13 protein-coding genes are annotated in these 15,356 nt (G+C 63.3%); 5 read left to right on the forward strand and 8 right to left on the reverse strand.

Going from position 1 to position 15,356, the window contains the following annotated elements; translation table 11 throughout:
- The first annotated feature begins 1 nt into the window (after window position 1).
- Entirely contained in the window at window positions 2-1,612 is a 1,611-nt protein-coding gene (locus BMW74_RS16475; protein WP_093423407.1) for an ABC transporter ATP-binding protein, read from the forward strand.
- Window positions 1,613-2,043: 431 nt separating this feature from the next.
- Here the strand turns inward: BMW74_RS16475 and BMW74_RS16480 are convergent, their stop codons facing one another.
- Window positions 2,044-4,212 (reverse strand): xanthine dehydrogenase family protein molybdopterin-binding subunit, encoded by a 2,169-nt coding sequence (locus tag BMW74_RS16480; RefSeq protein ID WP_093423410.1) that lies wholly within the window; start codon window positions 4,210-4,212, stop codon window positions 2,044-2,046.
- 2 nt (window positions 4,213-4,214) lie between these two features.
- On the reverse strand, window positions 4,215-4,676 hold the full coding sequence (locus BMW74_RS16485) for a (2Fe-2S)-binding protein (RefSeq protein ID WP_093423415.1): 462 nt from the start codon (window positions 4,674-4,676) through the stop codon (window positions 4,215-4,217).
- Window positions 4,677-5,112: 436 nt separating this feature from the next.
- On the opposite strand from BMW74_RS16485, the gene BMW74_RS16490 reads away from it, so the two are divergent.
- Entirely contained in the window at window positions 5,113-5,946 is an 834-nt protein-coding gene (locus tag BMW74_RS16490; RefSeq protein ID WP_093423419.1) for an AraC family transcriptional regulator, read from the forward strand.
- Here the strand turns inward: BMW74_RS16490 and BMW74_RS16495 are convergent, their stop codons facing one another.
- A complete protein-coding gene (locus tag BMW74_RS16495; protein WP_093423423.1) occupies window positions 5,947-6,534 on the reverse strand; it encodes a LysE family translocator in 588 nt (195 codons plus the stop codon).
- Window positions 6,535-6,752: 218 nt separating this feature from the next.
- Between BMW74_RS16495 and BMW74_RS16500 the strand changes: the two genes are divergently transcribed.
- The gene (locus BMW74_RS16500; RefSeq protein WP_093423428.1) at window positions 6,753-7,037 is read left to right on the forward strand and encodes a hypothetical protein; all 285 of its coding nucleotides are present in this window, start codon (window positions 6,753-6,755) and stop codon (window positions 7,035-7,037) included.
- Between the two features lie 151 nt (window positions 7,038-7,188).
- Window positions 7,189-8,076, forward strand: coding sequence for a YghX family hydrolase (gene yghX, locus BMW74_RS16505; RefSeq protein WP_093423432.1), 888 nt, complete (start codon window positions 7,189-7,191; stop codon window positions 8,074-8,076).
- A gap of 309 nt (window positions 8,077-8,385) precedes the next feature.
- Here yghX and BMW74_RS16510 read toward each other — a convergent pair whose 3' ends face one another.
- Window positions 8,386-9,474 (reverse strand): polyamine ABC transporter substrate-binding protein, encoded by a 1,089-nt coding sequence (locus tag BMW74_RS16510; protein WP_093423436.1) that lies wholly within the window; start codon window positions 9,472-9,474, stop codon window positions 8,386-8,388.
- Window positions 9,475-9,520: 46 nt separating this feature from the next.
- Window positions 9,521-10,825 carry an NAD(P)/FAD-dependent oxidoreductase gene (locus BMW74_RS16515; RefSeq protein ID WP_093423441.1) on the reverse strand — a complete coding sequence of 435 codons (1,305 nt, stop codon included), beginning with the start codon at window positions 10,823-10,825 and terminating at the stop codon, window positions 9,521-9,523.
- A gap of 146 nt (window positions 10,826-10,971) precedes the next feature.
- Between BMW74_RS16515 and BMW74_RS16520 the strand changes: the two genes are divergently transcribed.
- Window positions 10,972-11,886 (forward strand): LysR substrate-binding domain-containing protein, encoded by a 915-nt coding sequence (locus tag BMW74_RS16520; protein WP_093423445.1) that lies wholly within the window; start codon window positions 10,972-10,974, stop codon window positions 11,884-11,886.
- Window positions 11,887-11,931: 45 nt separating this feature from the next.
- On the opposite strand, the gene ahpF is transcribed toward BMW74_RS16520, so the two are convergent.
- From ahpF to BMW74_RS16535, 3 genes are all read right to left on the reverse strand, one after another.
- Entirely contained in the window at window positions 11,932-13,494 is a 1,563-nt protein-coding gene (gene ahpF, locus BMW74_RS16525; protein WP_093423449.1) for an alkyl hydroperoxide reductase subunit F, read from the reverse strand.
- A 122-nt stretch (window positions 13,495-13,616) separates the two neighbouring features.
- The gene (gene ahpC, locus BMW74_RS16530; RefSeq protein WP_093423454.1) at window positions 13,617-14,180 is read right to left on the reverse strand and encodes an alkyl hydroperoxide reductase subunit C; all 564 of its coding nucleotides are present in this window, start codon (window positions 14,178-14,180) and stop codon (window positions 13,617-13,619) included.
- A 137-nt stretch (window positions 14,181-14,317) separates the two neighbouring features.
- A complete protein-coding gene (locus BMW74_RS16535) occupies window positions 14,318-15,256 on the reverse strand; it encodes a site-specific integrase (RefSeq protein ID WP_093423459.1) in 939 nt (312 codons plus the stop codon).
- Window positions 15,257-15,356 lie beyond the last annotated feature (100 nt).

Raw genomic sequence — 15,356 nt, forward strand, 5'->3', positions numbered from 1 at the left:
AATGAGTCAGGACAATCTGATCGAAGTGCGCGACCTGTCTGTCGAGTTTGTGCTCGGTGAACGGGTACAGCGGGTGGTCGAAGGTGTCAGCTTTGACATCAAGCGCGGCGAAACCCTGGCCCTGGTGGGCGAAAGCGGTTCGGGCAAATCGGTGACCGCGCACTCGATCCTGCGCCTGCTGCCCTACCCCCTGGCCCGCCACCCCAGTGGCACCATCAATTACTCGGGCCACGACTTGCTGGGCCTGAAGGAGAAGACCCTGCGCCACATCCGTGGCAACCGCATTGCGATGATCTTCCAGGAGCCCATGACTTCGCTGAACCCGCTGCACTCGATCGAGAAGCAGATCAACGAAGTGCTGGGCATCCACAAGGGCCTGACCGGCAAAGTGGCGACCCTGCGCACCCTGGAACTGCTGGAACTGGTGGGCATCCCCGAGCCGCACAAGCGCCTCAAGGCCCTGCCCCACGAACTGTCCGGCGGCCAGCGCCAGCGGGTAATGATCGCCATGGCCCTGGCCAACGAGCCGGAGTTGTTGATCGCCGACGAACCCACCACCGCGCTGGACGTCACCGTGCAGTTGAAGATCCTCGAACTGCTCAAGGAACTCCAGGCGCGCCTGGGCATGGCCCTGCTGCTGATCAGCCATGACTTGAACCTGGTGCAGCGAATTGCCCATCGGGTGTGCGTCATGCAGCGCGGGCGCATCGTCGAACAGGCGACCTGCGAGGAACTGTTTCGCGCCCCGCAGCATCCGTACACCCGGGAACTGCTGGCCGCCGAACCGCGCGGCAACCCGGCGACCAATGACGTCGGCCCGCCGTTGCTGGAGGTCGAGGACTTGAAGGTGTGGTTCCCGATCAAGAAAGGCTTCTTGCGCAACACCGTCGACTACGTCAAGGCGGTGGATGGCATCAACTTCAGCCTGCCCCAGGGCCAGACCCTGGGCATCGTCGGCGAGAGCGGCTCAGGCAAATCCACCCTGGGCTTGGCGATCCTGCGCTTGATCGCCAGCCGGGGCACGATCCGTTTTGAAGGCCAGGCGCTGGACCGCCTGTCGCAGCAACAGGTGCGGCCACTGCGCCGGGAAATGCAGGTGGTGTTCCAGGACCCCTTCGGCAGCCTGAGCCCACGCATGTGCGTCAGCCAGATCGTCGGCGAAGGCCTGCGCATCCACCACATCGGCACGCCGGCCGAGCAGGAGCTGGCGATTATCGCCGCCCTCGAAGAAGTCGGCCTGGACCCCGAAACCCGCAACCGTTACCCCCACGAGTTCTCCGGCGGCCAACGCCAGCGCATCGCCATTGCCCGGGCCTTGGTCCTCAAACCGGCGCTGATCCTGCTGGACGAGCCCACCTCCGCCCTCGACCGCACCGTACAGCGTCAGGTGGTTGAACTGCTGCGCAGGCTGCAAAGCAAGTACAACCTGACATACCTGTTCATCAGCCATGACCTGGCCGTGGTGAAAGCGCTCAGCCACCAGTTGATGGTGGTCAAGCATGGTCAGGTGGTCGAACAGGGTGATGCACAAAGCATCTTCGCCGCCCCGCAGCATCCGTACACCCAGCAGTTGCTGGAGGCGGCATTCCTGGTCCCGGAAACCGCCGGGTAAACGCCACCGCAGCCCTCCCCTGTAGGAGCGAGGCTTGCCCGCGAAGACATCGACACATCCAACATCAACGCCGCCTGACACACCGCCTTCGCGGGCAGGCCCGCTCCCACAAGGGAGCTGAGCCAGACACCGGATTTGTGTCCACCGCAGCCCCACTGTGGGAGCGAGCCCGCTCGCGAAGAGGCCGGCACATTCAGCATCAACACCGCCTGACACACCGCCTTCGCGGGCAAGCCCGCTCCCACAAGGGATCTGCGCCAGACACCGGATTTGTGTCCACCGCAGCCCCACTGTGGGAGCGAGCTTGCTCGCGAAGAGGCCGGCACATTCAGCATCAACACCGCCTGACACACCGCTTTCGCGGGCAAGCCTCGTTCCTACGAGGGAGCTGCGCCAGACATCGGGTTTGTGTTCGCCGCAGCCCCCCTTTCTTAGGTCGCGGCCAGTTGCAACGGCAGCTCGCGCAAGCGTTGTCCGGTCAGGGCGAAGACGGCGTTGGCCACCGCTGGCGCAACCGGTGGCACGCCGGTTTCGCCGATGCCTCCCGGCTTGTCGGTGCTGGGCACGATGTGCACCTGTACCACTGGCATTTCGTTCAGGCGCAGCACTTGATAGTCGTGGTAGTTGGACTGCTCGACCATGCCGTTCTTCAAGGTCAGCTTGCTGTGCAGGGTGAATCCCAGGCCAAAGGTGATGCATGACTCCATCTGCGCGGCGATGCTGGTCGGGTTGACCGCGATCCCGCAATCCACCGCGCACACCACCCGGTGCACGCGAATGGTCTGACCCTCCCTCGACACTTCGGCCACCTGCGCCACGAAGCTGCCAAAGGACTCATGCACCGCCACGCCCAGCGCGTGCCCGTCCGGCAGGGGTGCCTTCCAGTTGGCCTTCTCCACTGCCAGGTTCAGCACCCCCAGGTGGCGCGGATGGTCCTTGAGCAAGGCACGGCGGTACTCCACCGGATCCTTGCCGGCCGCGGCGGCCAGTTCGTCGACCAGCGACTCCATGACAAACCCTGTGTGGGTGTGCCCCACCGAACGCAGCCACAGCACGCTGATGCCAGTCTGCGGCGAATGCAGTTGCACCTGGTGATTGGCCAGGCCGGTGAGGTAGGGGCTGTCGGCCACGCCCTCGACCGAGGTCTTGTCGACGCCATCCTTGACCATGGTCGCTGCAAACGAGGTGCCGGTCATGATCGATTGGCCGACCAACACATGCTGCCAACCCACCGGCAGGCCGGCGCTGTCCAGGCCGATGCGCGCGTGATGGAGGAACGCCGAGCGGTAGTAGCCGCCACGGATATCATCTTCGCGCGACCACACGGTTTTCACCGGACTGCCGGCGGCCTTGGCCACCTGCACGGCTTCGGCCACGAAGTCCGAGGTCGGGTTGGCCCGCCGCCCGAAACCACCGCCGAGAAACTCGGTGTGGATCACCACCTGCTCGGGCTTGAGCCCGGTGATCTTGCCAGCGATGAGCTGGTCCAGGGTCTGGAACTGGGTGCCGGTCCAGATCTCGCACTGATCGGCGGTGATTTTCACCGTGCAGTTGAGCGGTTCCATCGGCGCGTGGGCCAGGTACGGCACGTGATACTCGGCCTCGACGGTCTTGGCCGCCTTGCCCAGCGCCGCCGTCACATCCCCGGCCTGGCTCGCCGAGGCGCCGGGGGTGGTCGCCAACTGGCGGAAGCGCTCCAGCAAGGTGGCACTGTCGAGGTTGGCATTGGGGCCAAGGTCCCAGTCGACTTTCAGCGCATCGCGGCCCTGCTTCGCCGCCCAATAGTGATCGGCCACCACCGCAATGCCCGTCGGCACCTGCAGCACTTTGTGCACCCCGGGCAGCGCCAGGGCTGCCGTGCCGTCGAAGGACTTGACGCTCGCGCCGAACACCGGCGCCCGGGCGACCAGCGCGGTCAGCAAGCCATCGAACTGCACGTCCATGCCGAACTTCGCCTGGCCGGTGATTTTTTCCGGGGTGTCGAGGCGCTGGGTCGGCTTGCCGATGAGGGTCCAGTCCTTAGCCTCCTTGAGTTTGATCGTCGAGGGGTCCGGCACCGGCAACTGGCCGGCGTCATTGGCCAACTCGCCATAGGTGGCACGGTGCGTCCCGGCAATCACCACTCCAGGTTCGGTACGGATTTGCGAAGCGGCGACGTTGAAGCGCTTGGCCGCCGCCTCGATCAACATCAGTCGAGCCGCCGCGCCCGCCAGGCGGTAACGGTCGAACTCCATCCAGGTCGAGGTCGACCCACCGGTGATCTGCATGCCGCCGAACGCCGGCAAGCCGTACTTGGCCGCCGAGGCTGGCGCGTGCTCGACGCGGATCTTGCTCCAGTCGGCGTCCAGTTCCTCGGCAATCAGCATGCTCAGGCCGGTCCAGATGCCCTGGCCCATTTCCGAGTGGCCGATCAACAGGGTGACGGTGCTGTCGGGGGCGATACGCAGGAAGGCGTTGGGGGCAAAGTCCGCCTCCCCCGCCATGGCGGCGCGCGCGAACCGATTGCCCGCAGGGATGACAAGCGCCACCACCAGGCCCGCACCGAGCATGGCGCTGCCCTTGAGGAATGAACGGCGGGAGGTATCGAGGCGTACATTCATGATCACGCCTCCTTGAACTGGGCGGCACGCTTGATCGCTGCCCGGATCCGCGGGTAGGTGCCGCAGCGGCACAGGTTTCCCGACAGCGCCTGGTCGATGTCGCTGTCGGTCGGCGATGGGGTCTTGGCCAGCAACGCCGCCGCCGACATGATCTGCCCCGACTGGCAGTAACCGCACTGGACCACATCGATCTCGGCCCAGGCCCGCTGCACCGGGTGCGAGCCATCACTGGACAAGCCTTCGATGGTGACAATTTTCTGCCCGCCACTCACCGCCGCGGCCGGGGTGATGCACGAACGCAGCGGCGTGCCATCGACGTGCACGGTGCATGCACCGCACTGCGCCATGCCGCAACCGAACTTGGTGCCCGTCAGGTGCGCGACATCGCGCAGGACCCACAGCAGCGGCATGTCCGGGGGCACATCCAGGGGGCGATCCTGGCCATTGATGTTGAACGTCAGCACGATTATCTCCTCGGGCGATCAGGATTCACGGTGTCCTGGGTGACGCATCGCGCAGGTCACAATGGCCGGCGCGTGCGTTGGCTTATTCGTTGAGCTAAGCGCAATTTGCTCCTCAGCGGGCTCGACACGACCATCGGTCAGCCGCTACAGCGTTGCGCCCTCCTATCGATGATAGCAACCCACATAAAAGCAAACCAATATCATTTGCAGAGCCTCGAGCCATTTGACTTAATCGCGATCGATTCCGATTAAGATCTTTTCGTCGCTTCCCCACCCAATGGACCTGTGCTCTTGATGATGGCCGTCGACACTTCCCCCTCTGCATTCCCTCTACGCCAGCCACCATCGCTGGTTGTACGAGTTGTTGCGCAGGCGCCTCTGCAATGCATTGTCTTTGACGTACACTCACGCGCAGACCGTCAAAGGAGCTTCGTCGATGCCATCCACGCCGCCCAAGAACCCCGACCAGGCCCCGCGCTTCTGGCGCGACGACGCCCTGCCCTTCATCGAGGCGCGCGCCATCGCCGACGGCCGCAAGGTCTGCTACACCCGCCACGCCCACGAACAATTTTCCATCGGTGCGATCACCGCTGGCAGCAGCACCTACCTGCACGAGCAATCGGCGTTCGAGGTGCAGGCCGGCACCGTCGTGCTGATGAACCCCGGCGATGTGCATGCCTGCAACCCCATCGACGATCAACCGTGGTCGTACCGCATGCTGTTCATCGATGCGCCCTGGTTGACCGACCTCCAGCATCAACTGGGGTTCAGTGCGCAGTTGGACTTTCGCCGCTTCGCCACCACCCACACCACCGATGGCGAACTGTTCGAGGGTCTCAACCAGTTGTATGCGGTGCTGATCGACGACCAGGCCTCGACCCTGCATAAACACAGCGCCGTGGTGGCCTACTTCACCGACGTGCAGATCAAGCTCAACCCGGCGCAGGTCAGCGTGCGTGAGCCGAACTTCAAGCTCGAACGCGCCGCCGACTATATCCGCGACCACTGCACCCAGGCCGTTAAGTTGGAAGAGATCTGCGCGGCGGCGGACCTTTCGCCCTCCTACCTGATCCGCGCGTTCAAGCAACACTACGGCATGACGCCCCATGCCTACCTGGTCAACCGGCGTATCCAGTTCGCCCGCGAGCAACTGCGCCAGGGTCGACTGATCGCCGATGTGGCGCTGGAGGCCGGGTTTGCCGACCAGGCGCACTTCCAGCGCGCGTTCAAACAGCACCTGGCCGCGACACCCGGTCAGTATCGCGGCTGATCAAGACAGCAGCAGGTAGCCGGCACTCAGCGCCAGCAACGCGGCCATCACGCGGTTGAACAAACGCATGCCGCCGGGGTTGCTCAGGTACTGGCGCAAAAACGTGCCGGCATAGGACCAGCACGCCACCGACGCGTAGCACACCACCATGTACACCCCGGCAAACTGCCAGATCAGCGTGGCGTCACCGTCAGCGACAAACGCCCCCATACCCGCCACACACGCCAGCCACGCCTTGGGGTTGAGCCACTGCATCAACGCGCCATAGAGCATTGTCGGCGCCTGCCTGGAATCCTTGGCGCTGAGCCGCCCGTCATCGATGGCCAGCTTCCAGGCCATGAACAACAGGAACGCCACACCGGCCATCTGCACTCCCCGCGTCAACCCCGGCCAGCGCGTGAGCAGTTCATGCAAGCCCACGCCCATCAGCACCAGCAACAGCACAAAGCCCAGGGTGGCCCCGAGCACATGGCGCTGGCTGGCGACAAAGCCGTACTGCGCGCCGCTGCTCAAGGCGACGATGTTCACTGGGCCCGGGGTAATCGAGGCCGCCAGCGCAAAGGCGGCCATGGAGAGGATCAGACTCATTGCACGTGTGCTCCACACAAGTTGGGGGATTCCCCGGCTCCCAAGGTAGAAGCACGCCACCGGCGTGTATTGAAGAAAACGACCCTCCGGCGGTTCAACCGAACGCCTGCGTCACAGCAGTGTCATTAACCCTAATGGGCTCGTGGCGAACCTGCCGCCCCCAGACAGCGCGGCCCACGGCCTGCGCTCTGCCGAATCCATGCATAGGAGATCCACCGATGGTGACTCACTACAAGACCGCCGGGCACCTGGCCTGCGGTCATCACGGCAAGCACCTGATTTCGACCACCGAGTTTGCCCGCGTCAAATGCCGCAGCTGCCGCAACACGGACGCCTTCAAGGACGCCCGCCGCGATGCCCGCAACGCCGCACGCCGGGCAGCCCGCCGAGCCAAGGTCGCCCATGCCTCGGTCGATTGGCGCACGTCATGGATCCAGCGCCTGACCGACATGCCCGGCCAACAGCGCCTGCCACGGGGGTTTAGCGGGCAGCCGTTTGTTTGAGGGCGGGCTCCCAAACTGGTCCGCGGTGAATGCTAATCCCGGGGCCACCCACACCCCACCGGAGAAGGGGTTTACAGGCAGGCATCGGGATAAAACCTGCTTTACTTTGGCAAACCCCGGCCATGCCTGCTGATTGAATGGGAGTGCACCCATGACTCGCCTCACCGCCAAGGACTTTGCCCCTGAACTGCTGGAGCTGTACGACTACTACGCCCACGGCCGGATCAACCGGCGCGAGTTCCTCGACCGCGCCGCGCTGTTCACCTTCGGCGGGCTGACAGCCTCGGCGTTGCTGGCGGCGCTGAGCCCCGACTACGCCCTGGCGGAGCAGGTGGAATTCACCGACCCCGACATCGTCGCCGAGTACATCACCTACCCCTCGCCCAAGGGCAACGGCCAGGTACGGGCTTATCGGGTGCGCCCGGCCAAGGCTGTCGGCAAGGTGCCGTCGGTGGTGGTGGTGCATGAGAATCGCGGGCTCAACCCGTACATCGAGGACGTGGCCCGGCGCCTGGCCAAGGCCGGGTTTGTTGCGCTGGCCCCCGATGGCCTGAGCTCGGTGGGCGGCTACCCCGGCAACGATGACAAGGGCCGCGAACTGCAACAGACGGTCGAGCCGACCACGTTGATGAACGACTTCTTCGCCGCCATTGAGTGGCTGATCGCCCATGACGCCACCACCGGGAAAGTCGGCATCACCGGCTTCTGCTACGGCGGTGGCGTGGCCAATGCCGCCGCCGTGGCCTACCCGGAACTGGCCGCGGCCGTGCCCTTCTACGGTCGTCAACCAGAGGCCAAGGACGTACCCCGCATCCAGGCTCCGCTGCTGTTGCACTACGGCGAACTGGACACGGCCATCAACGAAGGCTGGCCGGCCTACGAGCAAGCCCTCAAGGCCAATGGCAAAACCTACGAGGCCTACGTCTACCCCGGCGCCAACCACGGTTTCCACAACGACTCCACCCCGCGCTACGACAAGGCCGCCGCCGAGTTGGCCTGGAGCCGGACACTGGCGTGGTTCAGGCGCTACCTGGCTTAGGAGAGCGGGCCCGCTCGCGAAGACGCCAGCACATTGCCCCTTGATCGCGCGTAGCTCATGTCCTTGCATGGGCACTTGACCACGAGGTTGGAGTACCCCGGCTTTTTTCGGCAGTTGCCCGGCCTGCGCCACCCCGAACAGGGCCTACAACGATAGAAGTGAACCTAGCTTGATCAACGGCATGACGGGCCTGCTGTGAGCGTGGACGGGAGGTCAAACCGCCACCCTCTAACGAGCAAATGCCGGGGAACGATATAAGGCGTATCCGAAAGGACGCACTGGCGCAGGCCGTGCGTCCCACAGCTGGCATCAGAGTCCGCTGATGACCTTGGTCCACAACCGGGTGGCCTGGCGCATGGCCTTGGGTTGCAGGGCCTTCAACGGGAACAGGGTGCTCATCACCTCGGGCGCCGGGTACATCGCCGGGTCGTCACGTACGGCCGGATCCAGGAACGCGGTGGCCGCCGCGTTGCCGTTGGGGTAGTGGATCGAGTTGCTGATGTTGGCGATGACCTTGGGCTCCATCAGGTAGTTCATGTAGGCGTAGCCATTGTTCTGATTGGGCGCATTGCGCGGCATGACCACCATGTCCACCGCCAGGGTCGAGCCCTCCTTGGGAATCGAATAACCCAGCTCCACGCCATTCTTCGCTTCGTGCGCCGTGGTCGTCGCCTGGGCAATGTCACCGCTGAACCCGACGGCCACGCAGATGTTGCCGTTGGCCAGGTCGCTGACGTACTTGGACTGGTGGAAGTACTGGATGTAGGGCTTGACCTTCAACAGCGCCGCCTCGGCCTTGGCGTAGTCGGCCGGGTCTTCGCTGTCATGCTTGAGACCCAGGTAGTTGAGCGTGATGGGCAGCATCTGCGTCGAATTGTCGATCACCGCGACACCGCACTGCTTGAGTTTCTCCATGTTCTTGGGATCGAACAGCAGGCTCCAGCTCTGGGTGACATCGGTGTTGCCGAAGATCTCCTTGATCTTCTGCACGTTGTAGCCGATGCCCACGGTGACCCACATGTAGGGGAGGCCGTACGCGTTGCCCGGGTCGTTGACTTCGATCATCTTCATCAACTGCGGGTCGAGGTTTTTCCAGTTGGGCAGCTTGGACTTGTCCAGCTTCTGCAGCGCGCCGGCCTTGATCAGTTGCGCGAGGAAGTGGTTCGACGGGCTGACCACGTCGTAGCCGCTGCTGCCTGTGATCAACTTGGCTTCGAGCATCTCGTTGCTGTCGATCAGGTCATAGGTGGTCTGGATACCCGTCTGCTGGGTGAAGTTGCTCAGGGTATCGGGGGCGATGTAGCTGCTCCAGTTGGAGATGCGCACGGTTTCGGCGGCAGCGGCCATGCCACTGGCGGTGGCGCAGAGGGCGAAGACGATGGGTTTGAGCGTGATCATTATTATTCTTCCAGGCAAGGGAGTGACGTTTGCGGTGGGGTGTGGATCAGGACTCTGATTTCGCGCGACAAGCCTCGTAGCGCATGCGCACAGAGGCGCCGATATCGAAGAACGGTGATGGTGGCAACCAGCCGGGCGAGGCCTGGCTGAGGACTTTGTCCAGCAGCGGCGACTGACTGCCCGACGCCATCTCAGCCAGCAACCGTCCCCACAAGGTGCCCCGGGCGACACCGGAGCCATTGCAGCCGGCCACGGTGTGGATGCCCCGCTCCAGGCGGGCAAAGCGCGGTTCACCGGAACGCGTGGCACTCAAGTGGCCGGTCCAGGTGTACTGGATATGCTGGTCGGTGACCCACGGGAAGCGGCGTTGCAGGCCACGCAAATGGGTTTGCCGACGCACGCTCAAGGACCCGCTATCGAGGTCGTGGCGGCGCAGTTCCACGGTGTTACGGATCAGCAGCCGACGGTCGTTGGTCAGGCGCAGTGTCGCCCCACCCGGGCGAGTCGACAGCACGCCCCACGGATCGGGACGGCCCATCTGGTCGAATTCGTCATCGGTCAACGGGCGGGTCAACGAGGCGCTGAGCTCCAGGGGGAACACCGCCCGTTCACGCACGCCGACGCGGGGCAGGAACGGCCCGACGCAGACCAGCACCTGCGGTGCCTCGACACTGCCTTGCGCCGACGAGGCACGCAGATTGCTGTTGGCCTGGCGCTCCAGGCGGGTGATGTCGGTGAACTCGAACAACTCGACCGACGCCGGTAAGGTGTCGCGCAGCCCCTTGGCGTACTTGGCCGGCTGCAACAGCGCGTTGCCGCCTCGACACAGGATCCCGGCCTGGTAGAAATCCGTGCCCAGGTGCTGGCGCAAGGCGTGGCCTTCCAGCAGTTGCGCATCGGCTCCGGTCTCACCCAGGGTCTGCACCCGCAGCGCGGCATCTTCGAGCTTGGCCGGATCGTGCACGGCGAAGAAGTAACCCTGCTCGCGCAGGTCGCAGTCAATCTTCAGGCGACTGACCCGGCTCTGCACTTCCCTGCTCGCGGCGCGACTGATCTCGGTGCTGGTCTGGTAGTAGGCGTTGCCGACACGGCCAATCAAGTCATCGCCGGACGGGTTTTCATGGGCCACCACAAAACCCGAGTTGCGCGCCGACGCCCCTTGCGCCGCGCGCTGGCGGTCGACCATCACAATCCGTGCCTGGGGGTGCAGTTCTGCCAGGGAATGGGCGGCCGACAACCCGGTAAAACCGCCGCCGATGATCAGCCAGTCCGCCTTCTGCACCCCGAGCAAGGGTGGTTGCGCTACCGACGCTTGGGTCTGCGCAATCCAGCCGCAGTTGTTTTCAGTCATCTATTTACCTCATACCCTGTTGAATGCCGCCACCATGAACAATTAGCATGCAGGCACGCTGTTCACTTGGCCGCCATCACCAGAATCTATGGAGATATCGATGCGCACTCCAACGTTATTAATGCATCCAACCATTCGTTTTTCGCATGGATAAGGTGTTTCGCGTGCCGTCCTTGCAGGCGCTGCAGGCGCTTGTCGAAGTCGCCACGGCGAGCAACTTCACCCAGGCAGCACAACGGCTGTGCCTGACCCAGAGCGCGGTCAGCCGCAAGATCCAGCAACTGGAGCACCACTACGGCGTACCGCTGCTGGTTCGCAGCAGTCGCAGCGTGTCGCTGACGACCGAGGGCCAGCACGTGCTGGCGGTGGCACAGCGGATGATTGGCGAGCTGGAAGCGCTGGAAAAACGCCTGGAACCCAGGGATTCGGCGTTTCGCATCCGCATCCATGTATCGCTGGCGGTGCGCTGGCTGCTGCCGCGCCTGACCGATTTTTATGCCCGCCACCCAGACCTGGCGCTGTCGATAGAAACCGTGGCCACCCAACGGGTCGATCCTTCGGGCGAGTGCGACGCCTGCATTCTCTATCTGCCGGCGCCAGCGGATGATCAGGCGCACCAGGTGCTGTTCGAAGAGTTCCTGGTGCCGGTATGCGCGCCGCACTCGGTCAACGGCAAAGTACCGCCACAGTCCCTCGATGAGTTGAGCCAGTACCCGCTGATCCACGGTTCGACCGGGCAACTGGAATGGGCCAGTTGGCTGCAAGCCCAGCACCTGACGCTGGCGCGAGACAGCAAGCACATCACGTTCAACCTCGACGAACTGGCCCTGGAAGCGGCCGCGCGTGGCATGGGGATCGCCATGACCGACCAGGCCCTGGCCCAGGACCTGATCAATCGCGGCGAGTTGATCGTGCCCTTCGGTCCACCGCTGAAAACCGGTGGTGCCTATACGTTGTGGCTGCAACCCTCAAGCGCCCTGCACCCGGCGCGACCGGCGATCCTGGAGTGGTTTGCCCGGCACTCCGCGTCGCTGATTCAAGGCGATAAAAAAACCCCATGAACATCGCTGTTCATGGGGTTTTTTGTGGCTGACGCTAGGGCTTGATCACGCCGGCGCCGACGTCCGGATCAAGTGATCGAAGGCACTCAACGACGCCTTGGCGCCCTCGCCCACCGCAATCACGATCTGCTTGTACGGCACAGTGGTCACGTCACCGGCGGCGAACACACCGGGGATCGAGGTTTCGCCACGGTTGTCGACGATGATCTCGCCACGGGGCGACAGTTCGACCGTGCCCTTGAGCCAGTCGGTGTTCGGCAACAAGCCGATCTGCACGAAGATCCCTTCCAGCTCGACGCTCAGGATTTCGCCGGACTGGCGATCCTTGTAGCGCAGGCCATTGACCTTTTGCCCATCGCCGGTGACCTCAGTGGTCTGCGCGTTGGTGATCACGGTGACGTTGGGCAGGCTATGCAGCTTGCGCTGCAGCACCGCGTCGGCACGCAACTGCGTATCGAACTCCAGCAGGGTGACATGCGACACGATACCGGCCAGGTCGATGGCTGCTTCCACGCCCGAGTTACCACCACCAATCACCGCCACGCGCTTGCCCTTGAACAGCGGACCGTCGCAGTGCGGGCAGTACGCCACGCCCTTGTTGCGGTATTGCTGCTCGCCCGGCACGTTCATTTCACGCCAGCGGGCGCCGGTCGCGAGGATCACGGTCTTGGCCTTCAAGGTCGCACCGCTGGCGAACTTGATCTGGTGCGGCTCGCCGTTCCTGCCTGGCACCAGGGTGTCGGCGCGCTGCAGGTTCATGATGTCGACGTCGTACTGCTTGACGTGCTCTTCCAACGCCATGGCGAGCTTCGGCCCTTCGGTCTCCTGCACGGAGATGAAGTTCTCGATGGCCATGGTGTCCAGCACCTGGCCGCCAAAGCGTTCAGCGGCCACCCCGGTACGAATGCCTTTACGGGCCGCATAGATCGCCGCCGAAGCACCGGCCGGGCCACCGCCGACCACCAGCACATCAAAGGCAGCCTTGGCGCTGATTTTCTCGGCCTGGCGTTCGATGCCACTGGTGTCGAGCTTGGCGAGGATTTCCTCCAGGCCCATGCGGCCCTGGCCGAAGTTGACGCCGTTGAGGTACACGCTGGGCACGGCCATGATCTGGCGCTCGTCGACTTCAGCCTGGAACAGCGCGCCGTCGATGGCGACGTGACGAATGTTCGGGTTCAGCACCGCCATCAGGTTCAGCGCCTGGACCACGTCCGGGCAGTTCTGGCACGACAGCGAGAAATAGGTCTCGAAGTTGAACTCACCCTTGAGCGAGCGGATCTGTTCGATCACTTCGACACTGGCCTTCGACGGGTGGCCACCGACTTGCAGCAGGGCCAGCACCAGCGAGGTGAATTCGTGCCCCATGGGGATACCGGCAAAACGCAGGCTGATATCGGCGCCAGGGCGGTTCAGCGAGAACGATGGCTTGCGTGCATCAGTGCCATCGTCGCGCAAGGTAATCAGGCTGCAAAGACTGGCAACGTCTTTGAGCAACGCGAGCATTTCCTGGGATTTCGCACCGTCGTCGAGGGAAGCGACAATCTCGATCGGCTGGGTGACCCGTTCCAGGTAAGACTTCAACTGGGCTTTCAGATTAGCGTCCAACATACGGGCGATCTCCTTCAATTCTTTGGTTCATAAAAAACGCCCGAGCGAATCTCGCCCGGGCGTTTTTTGGGGCGATGCAGCTTACTTAAGTGCGGATGTCCGCTCGTAAGTGACTCACAGACTTAGATCTTGCCGACCAGGTCCAGGGACGGAGCCAAGGTAGCCTCGCCTTCTTTCCACTTGGCTGGGCACACTTCGCCTGGGTGGGCAGCGACGTACTGGGCAGCCTTGATCTTGCGCAGCAGCTCTTGAGCGTCACGCCCTACGCCGCCATCGTTGAGTTCAACGATTTTGATCTGGCCTTCTGGGTTGATCACGAAGGTGCCACGGTCCGCCAGGCCAGCTTCTTCGATCAGCACGTCGAAGTTGCGCGAGATGGTCAGGGTCGGGTCGCCGATCATGGTGTACTGGATTTTGCCGATGGCTGGCGAGGTGTTGTGCCAGGCCGCATGGGCAAAATGGGTGTCGGTCGACACGCTGTAGATCTCGACGCCCAGCTTCTGGAACTCGGCGTAGTTGTCGGCCAGGTCTTCCAGCTCGGTTGGGCAAACGAAGGTGAAGTCAGCCGGGTAGAAGAACACGACAGACCACTTGCCTTTCAGGTCGGCGTCCGACACTTCGACGAATGCGCCGTTTTTGAATGCGGTCGCTTTGAATGGTTTAACTTGGCTGTTGATGATAGGCATCGTTGACTCTCCTCAGTGGGTTGAAACTTGATGGGGAGAATCCTAGCCAAACATTGGGCCGATGGCTCATTGGATAACCTTATGCCATCGATTGAGTTTCTCTATTAGCTGACACTATAAAGAGAAGAAAACGATATCTACTCGCCCAGCGACTTCTCCGTCAGGCGGGCCATGCCCAGGAACGGGCTGGCCTCGACATAGCGCAGGGCGGACTTCATGTCCTTCCAGCCGACGTAACTCATCAACGACTTCAGGTCCCAACCACTTTGATGCGCCCATGTCGCGAAGCCCCGTCGCAGCGAGTGACTGGTGTAGTGTTCGGCCGCAATCCCGGCGCGCTCCAAGGCCTGGCGCAGCAACGGGATCACACTGTTGGCATGCAGCCCCGCTTCGCTCAAGTTGCCCCAGCGGTCGATACCGCGGAACACCGGCCCGCGCACCAAGGCGGCGACCTTGAGCCATTCGATATAGGCCTGCACCGGACACAGGCGCTGGAGCGCGGGGGTTTGATAGGTCTTGCCGAAGTTATCGCGGTCACTTTTGCTCCGCGGCAGGTACAGGCTGATGCCCGTCCCGGCAATCGCTTGCACATGCTCGACCTGCAAGCGGCACAGTTCATCGCTGCGAAAACCGCGCCAGAAGCCCAGCAGGATCAGCGCGCTATCACGGCGAGCGCGCAACAACCCTGGCGAGTCCTGATCTGCCAGCGCTTGCTGCGCCTCGCGCTCAAGGTGGGCGACTGCCTGCTCCAGATGGCGCAGTTGCAAGGGCTCGGCTTGTTTCTCTTGCGCCGGATGCAAGGCACGAATGCCCTTGAATACCTGGCGCACCACCGGCGCCTTGGTGGGGTCGGCAAACCCTTGGCTGTTGTGCCATTGCGCCAACGCCGACAAACGCAGCTTCAGGGTATTGATCGATAGCTCGCCCGCCTGGGCCACCAGGTAGCGCGCCACGCTGTCGCTGGTGGCCGGCAGAAACCCGCCCCAACTCACTTCGAAATGCTCGATGGCCGCCCGGTAGCTGCGCCGCGTGTTATCGCGAGTCGCGGCGTGCAGGTAACGATCCATATCAGTCATGGGCTCAACTCAAGTAGATGTACGGCGAATTCAGGTGAACGGCGTGGCTTGCGCTTATCACACGGGGTAATACCAGTATATCCCATGTGTATTAACGCCA

The sequence above is a fragment of the Pseudomonas sp. ok272 genome, assembly GCF_900109995.1.
Taxonomy (GTDB): domain Bacteria; phylum Pseudomonadota; class Gammaproteobacteria; order Pseudomonadales; family Pseudomonadaceae; genus Aquipseudomonas.

What these genes read in the sequence shown, in the direction of transcription:
- BMW74_RS16475 (WP_093423407.1), top strand. Translation starts at nt 2, where the DNA reads ATGAGTCAGGACAATCTGATCGAAGTGCGCGACCTGTCTGTCGAGTTT.
- BMW74_RS16480 (WP_093423410.1), bottom strand. Translation starts at nt 4,212, where the DNA reads ATGAATGTACGCCTCGATACCTCCCGCCGTTCATTCCTCAAGGGCAGC.
- BMW74_RS16490 (WP_093423419.1), top strand. Translation starts at nt 5,113, where the DNA reads ATGCCATCCACGCCGCCCAAGAACCCCGACCAGGCCCCGCGCTTCTGG.
- BMW74_RS16495 (WP_093423423.1), bottom strand. Translation starts at nt 6,534, where the DNA reads ATGAGTCTGATCCTCTCCATGGCCGCCTTTGCGCTGGCGGCCTCGATT.
- BMW74_RS16500 (WP_093423428.1), top strand. Translation starts at nt 6,753, where the DNA reads ATGGTGACTCACTACAAGACCGCCGGGCACCTGGCCTGCGGTCATCAC.
- yghX (WP_093423432.1), top strand. Translation starts at nt 7,189, where the DNA reads ATGACTCGCCTCACCGCCAAGGACTTTGCCCCTGAACTGCTGGAGCTG.
- BMW74_RS16510 (WP_093423436.1), bottom strand. Translation starts at nt 9,474, where the DNA reads ATGATCACGCTCAAACCCATCGTCTTCGCCCTCTGCGCCACCGCCAGT.
- BMW74_RS16515 (WP_093423441.1), bottom strand. Translation starts at nt 10,825, where the DNA reads ATGACTGAAAACAACTGCGGCTGGATTGCGCAGACCCAAGCGTCGGTA.
- BMW74_RS16520 (WP_093423445.1), top strand. Translation starts at nt 10,972, where the DNA reads ATGGATAAGGTGTTTCGCGTGCCGTCCTTGCAGGCGCTGCAGGCGCTT.
- ahpF (WP_093423449.1), bottom strand. Translation starts at nt 13,494, where the DNA reads ATGTTGGACGCTAATCTGAAAGCCCAGTTGAAGTCTTACCTGGAACGG.
- ahpC (WP_093423454.1), bottom strand. Translation starts at nt 14,180, where the DNA reads ATGCCTATCATCAACAGCCAAGTTAAACCATTCAAAGCGACCGCATTC.
- BMW74_RS16535 (WP_093423459.1), bottom strand. Translation starts at nt 15,256, where the DNA reads ATGACTGATATGGATCGTTACCTGCACGCCGCGACTCGCGATAACACG.